3 protein-coding genes and 1 pseudogene are annotated in these 5278 nt (G+C 65.5%); all 4 read left to right on the top strand.

What is annotated here, in order from left to right:
• Window positions 1-478 (top strand): annotated as a pseudogene (locus tag DBR23_RS31670) (efflux RND transporter periplasmic adaptor subunit); the annotation flags it as partial.
• A 9-nt stretch (window positions 479-487) separates the two neighbouring features.
• On the top strand, window positions 488-3607 hold the full coding sequence (locus DBR23_RS24400; protein ID WP_108499842.1) for an efflux RND transporter permease subunit: 3120 nt from the start codon (window positions 488-490) through the stop codon (window positions 3605-3607).
• A gap of 72 nt (window positions 3608-3679) precedes the next feature.
• Window positions 3680-4078: a hypothetical protein gene (locus DBR23_RS24395; RefSeq protein ID WP_108499841.1), complete on the top strand. Its 399-nt coding sequence runs from the start codon at window positions 3680-3682 to the stop codon at window positions 4076-4078.
• A gap of 682 nt (window positions 4079-4760) precedes the next feature.
• The coding region (locus DBR23_RS30060; RefSeq protein ID WP_233250713.1) for a hypothetical protein at window positions 4761-5278 on the top strand (518 nt) is incomplete at its 3' end.

The raw sequence follows: 5278 nt of genomic DNA, 5'->3' as shown, positions 1-5278 counted from the left end.
GGTGGTGGATGCGCGCGAACTGGTGTTTGAGGTGGTAGACCCATCGCGCCTGCGCATCGAGGCCCTGGCCTACGACCCAGCACAGGCCCAGAGCGTGGCCGGTGCCACGCTGGCCGTGGCCGGGCAGCGCGTGCCACTGCGCTTTCTGGGCGCGGCGCGCAGCCTGCGTGATCAGGCGCAGCCGCTGCAGTTTGCGGGCGACTCGTCTGCGCTTGGCACCTTGGCCCTGGGCCAGCCGGTACGCGTGTTCGTGCAGTCCACCGACAAGGTCGATGGCGTGCAGGTGCCCGCCGCCGCGCTGCTGCGCAACCCGGCCAACCAGACCATCGTCTGGGTCAAGGAGTCGCCCGAGCGCTTTGTGCCCCGGGTGGTCACGGCGGTGCCGCTGGATGGCACCTCGGTGGCCGTGACCTCGGGCCTCCAGCCCGGCGACCGCGTGGCCACGCAGGGCGCCACGCTCATCAACCAAGTCCGCTAAGGAGTCGCTATGTTCAAGTGGCTTCTCGAAAACAGCCTGGTCAACCGGCTGCTGGTGCTCATCGCCGCCGCCGTGCTCATGGCCTATGGCGCCTTCACGCTCTCGCGCACGCCGGTGGACGTGTTCCCGGACCTCAACAAACCCACCGTCACCCTCATGACCGAGGCGGGTGGCATGGCCGCCGAAGAGGTGGAGCAGCTCATCACCTTCCCGCTGGAGACCACGATGAACGGCCTGCCCGGTGTGGAGAGCGTGCGCTCCACCTCCAGCGCGGGTCTGTCGTTCATCTATGTCACCTTCGACTGGAGCACCGAGATCTACCGGGCGCGCCAGATGGTGTCCGAACGCCTGTCGTCCATGGAAGAAGGTCTGCCCACCGGCATCACGCCACGCATGGGGCCCATCAGCTCCATCATGGGCGAGATCATGCAGGTGGCCATCCCCATCGACGCCGCCAAGACCACGCCCATGGCCGTGCGCGAGTACGCCGACTGGGTGCTGCGCCCGCGCCTCATGGCCATCCCCGGTGTGGCGCAGGTGATCCCCATCGGTGGCGAGGTGCGCCAGTTCCAGGTGCTGCCCGACACGTCGCGCATGGCGGCGCTGGGCATCACGCACGACCAGCTCACGGGCGCGCTCAAGGGCTTTGCGGCCAATACCTCGGGCGGGTTTCTGGAGTTGGGCGGGCGCGAATACCTCATCCGCCACCTGGGCCGCACCTCGCGGCTCGAAGACCTGCAGAACCTCGCCCTCACCGCCAAAAACGGCCAGAGCGTGCTGCTGCGCCAGGTGGCCGATGCCACCTTTGCCGCCGCCACCAAGCGCGGCGACGCGGGCTTTGAAGGGCAGGGCGCCGTCATCCTGGGCATCCAGAAGCAGCCCACGGCCGACACCATTGGCCTCACGCGCAGCATTGAGGCCGCGCTGGTGGACCTGAAGAACTCGCTGCCCACCGGCATGGAGGCGCCGCGCGTCACCTTCCGCCAGGCAAGCTTCATCGAGGCGTCGGTCACCACGCTGCAGGGCAAGCTCATGGGCGCCTCGGTGTTCGTGGCGGTGATTTTGTTCGTGTTCCTCGGCACGCTCAGGCCCACGGTGATTGCGCTCACGGCCATCCCGGTGTCCATCTTCATCACGGCGCTGGTGTTCAAGTATTTCGGCCTGTCGATCAACACCATGACGCTGGGCGGCCTGGCCATTGCCATTGGCGGCTTGGTGGACGACGCGGTGGTCGATGTGGAAAACGTGCTGCGCCGCCTGAAGATGGACCGCGCCAAGCACCCCCACCACCGCCTGCACCCCATCGAGGTGGTCAAGCTCGCGTCCATGGAAGTGCGCTCGGGCATCCTGTATGCCACGGCCATCATCGTGCTGGTGTTCTTGCCGCTGTTTGCGCTGCCGGGCATTGAGGGGCGGCTGTTTGTGCCGCTGGGCATTGCGTTCATCGTGTCCACGCTGGCATCGCTGCTGGTGTCGGTCACCGTCACGCCGGTGCTGGCTTTTTACCTGCTGCCGCGCATGAAGAACCTCGACCATGGCGACACGCGCCTGGTGGCCTGGCTCAAAGCGCGCTACCGCAGTGGACTTTCGGCCGTGCTGGCGCGACCGCGCACGGCCCTGGCCGTGAGCGCGGTGGCGGTGGCGCTTTCGGCAGCGGCGGTGCCGTTTTTCCCCACCACGTTCTTGCCGCCGTTCAACGAAGGCACGTTGCTCATCGGCATGCGGCTCAACCCCGGCGTCACGCTGGCCGAATCGAGCGCGCTGGCCCGCCAGGCCGAGGTGCTGGTGCGCCAGGTGCCCGAGGTCACGCACGTGGGCCGGCGCAGTGGCCGCGCCGAGCTCGATGAACATGCCGAAGGCGTGCACGTGAGCGAGCTGGACGTGGGCCTGCTGCCTGCGGCCGAGCTCAAGCGCAGCATGGCCGAGGTGCAGGCCGACATCCGCAGCCGCCTGGCGCACCTGCCCGCCGCCATCGCCATCGGCCAGCCCATCTCGCACCGCATCGACCACATGCTCTCGGGCGTGCGCTCGCAAATCGCCATCAAGCTCTTTGGCGACGACCTGGACACGCTGCGGGGCCAGGCCGAAGCCCTGCGCGCGCGGCTGGCGGGTATCCCCGGCCTGGCCGACCTGGAGGTGGAAAAGCAGGTGCTGGCGCCGCAGATCACCGTGCGCGTGGACTACGCCGCCGCTGCACAAATGGGCGTGCCCGCCCCCCAGGTGCTGGCCGCGCTGCAGACGCTGGTAGAGGGCGAAAAAGTAGCCCAGGTGGTGGAGGGCAGCCGCCGCTTTGCACTGGTGGTGCGCCTGCCCGACAGCGCACGCTCCATCGACGGCCTGGCGCGGGTGCTCATCGACACGCCGCGTGGCCCCGTGCCGCTGTCGCGCCTGGCCACCATCGAAGAAGGCGATGGCCCCAACCAGATCAGCCGCGACGATGGCAAGCGCCGCATCGTGCTCTCGGCCAACGCGCAGGGCAGGGCGCTGTCCGACGTGGTGGCCGACATCCGCCAGGCCGTGGGCGACACCCGCCTGCCCGAGGGCTACTTCATCACCCTCGGCGGCCAGTTCCAGGCGCAGGAAGAAGCCAGCCGCCTGGTGGGCCTGCTCGCCATCGTTTCGCTGGTGCTGATGTTTGTGGTGCTGTACACCCGCTACCGCTCGGCCACGCTGTCGGCCCTCATCATGGCCAACATCCCGCTGGCGCTGGTGGGCGCGGTGCTGGGGCTGTGGGTGTCGGGCCAGCCGCTGTCGGTGGCGGCGCTGATCGGCTTCATCACGCTGGCGGGCATCTCGGTGCGCAACGGCATTTTGAAGGTGAGCCACTACCTCAACCTGATGCGCGTGGAGGGCGAGCGCTTTGACACCGCCATGATCGTGCGCGGCTCGCTGGAGCGCTTGAGCCCCGTGCTGATGACCGCCCTGGTCACCGCCTTTGCTTTGGCCCCGCTGCTGCTGGAGGCCGAACGCCCCGGCACCGAAATCCTGCACCCGGTGGCCGTGGTCATCTTCAGCGGCCTCATCAGCTCCACGCTGCTCGACACCTTCCTCACCCCCGCCCTGTTCTGGCTGTTTGGCCGCAAGGATGCCGAACGCCTGCTGGACGACAAGAACGCCGAGGCGTTCTGAGCTTTTCTTGTTTTGTACTTGTTCTTTTTATTTGTTCGTTTGCTTTTTCATTCACCCTTTGAAAGGACTCTCATGAAAACCACCCGCCAACTGTTCGCCGCCCTGGCCCTCGCAGCTTTGGCCACCACCGCCGTCCATGCCGCTGGCGACCACGGCGCGGGCCACGACCACAAGCCCCAACACGGCGGCATCGTGGCCGAGGCCAACGACATGGACTACGAACTGGTCGCCAAGCCCGACACCATCACCCTGCACCTGCGCGACCACGGCAAACCCGCCAAAACCGAGGGAGTGAGCGCCAAGCTCACGCTGCTCAACGGCACCGTGAAATCCGAGGCCGTGCTTGTACCGGCAGGCGAGGGCAGGCTCGAAACCAAAGGCATCTTCAAGGTCGCAGCAGGCACCAAGGTGGTGGCGCTGGTGACACTGCCGGGCAAGAAGGCGGCGAATGTGCGGTTTGCGGTGAAGTAAGCCGCTGCCGGAGAGAGAAAGAAAGCGTTGTGCACCACGCACCGCCGCGCTGGCTTTTGCTGGCGTGGCGGTGTGTGGCCTGCCTCAGTGGCCGCGCGCCTTGAGCACCGGCGAGATGGGTGCGTGCGTGGTTTCAGTGGTGCGGTGTGCTGGAATTTGAAGAAAATTGGGCTCTACCGCCTGTCTATCAAGCGCTTATAGCTATCAAATTAGTAGTGATGTGATTGATGCCGGGCGCAAGGTGCTGAGCTTCCGTGGGCGGGAATAGGCAGATTTTTTGGGCGGAGTGTCTGGCCGTTTTAGGCTGGCAGCCGTCATTCACACGTCAGTCCATGAACGACTGCATCACTCGACAACGGACGCTGGACGCCTTCATCAACGTGACACGACTGTCATGGTCACTTGTCGACAGCAGCGCCACGAAGGCGCATCTTCATGAACCATCCGAGAGACTCGTGCGCACCATGCGCTATAGCTGAAATAGCCCTCTGAAAGCGCGCATCGAAGCACCCTTTGACTCGCATCCGCTTCCAATCTGCGAGAGCATGGACAATTACCAAGCGTGCGAGAAAAAGGGGGCGAAATGAGCGTGGCGAGCGTGATCTCAACGGGGGGGGCTGGGGGCGACTTCGAACGACGGGTTGGCGCCTATTTTCTGGGTCTGCTGCTCACGAAGTCGTTCATGCCCATCTTCTCCGACGCTGCTCCGCAACGGGTGCACTTCCAAGCTCGTCGACTCGGCTGGCGCATCGACGACTTGGTGGTGGAGGCTCAGTCGGAAGCTGGCCAAATCCACAAGGTGGCCGCGCAGATCAAACGAACCTTCACGTTCAGTCTCAACGACGAGGAGTGCAGGGAGACGCTGGCGGCCGCCTGGGCGGACTTCAACAACACGACGCTATTCCAGCAGGGCCGCGACGCGATCGTCTTGGTCACCTTCCTGGGAACGAATCGTATTCAACACGACGTGCGCTGGCTGATTGGTCAAGCCAGAGCCGCTGGCGACGCGGCCGACTTCTCGGCGCGCCGCCGAGGCCAGGGAACCTTGAACAAGCAAGCCAAGGCCGACTACGAGACGATCAAAGCAATCATCGATCAGACGAACGGCTCACCGGTGGCCGATGAGAGCGTATGGAGGTTCTTGCAAGCCTTCCACGTTCTCAGCTTCGACTTTCAAGACGCAGCGGCGAAGGACGTAGC

Source organism: Acidovorax sp. HMWF018 (assembly GCF_003061035.1).
Lineage (GTDB): Bacteria > Pseudomonadota > Gammaproteobacteria > Burkholderiales > Burkholderiaceae_C > Acidovorax > Acidovorax delafieldii.
This window is presented reverse-complemented; position numbering and strand designations above follow the sequence as displayed.

Coding starts and splice junctions, on each gene's coding strand:
- DBR23_RS24400 (WP_108499842.1), top strand. CDS start 488: ATGTTCAAGTGGCTTCTCGAAAACAGCCTGGTCAACCGGCTGCTGGTG.
- DBR23_RS24395 (WP_108499841.1), top strand. CDS start 3,680: ATGAAAACCACCCGCCAACTGTTCGCCGCCCTGGCCCTCGCAGCTTTG.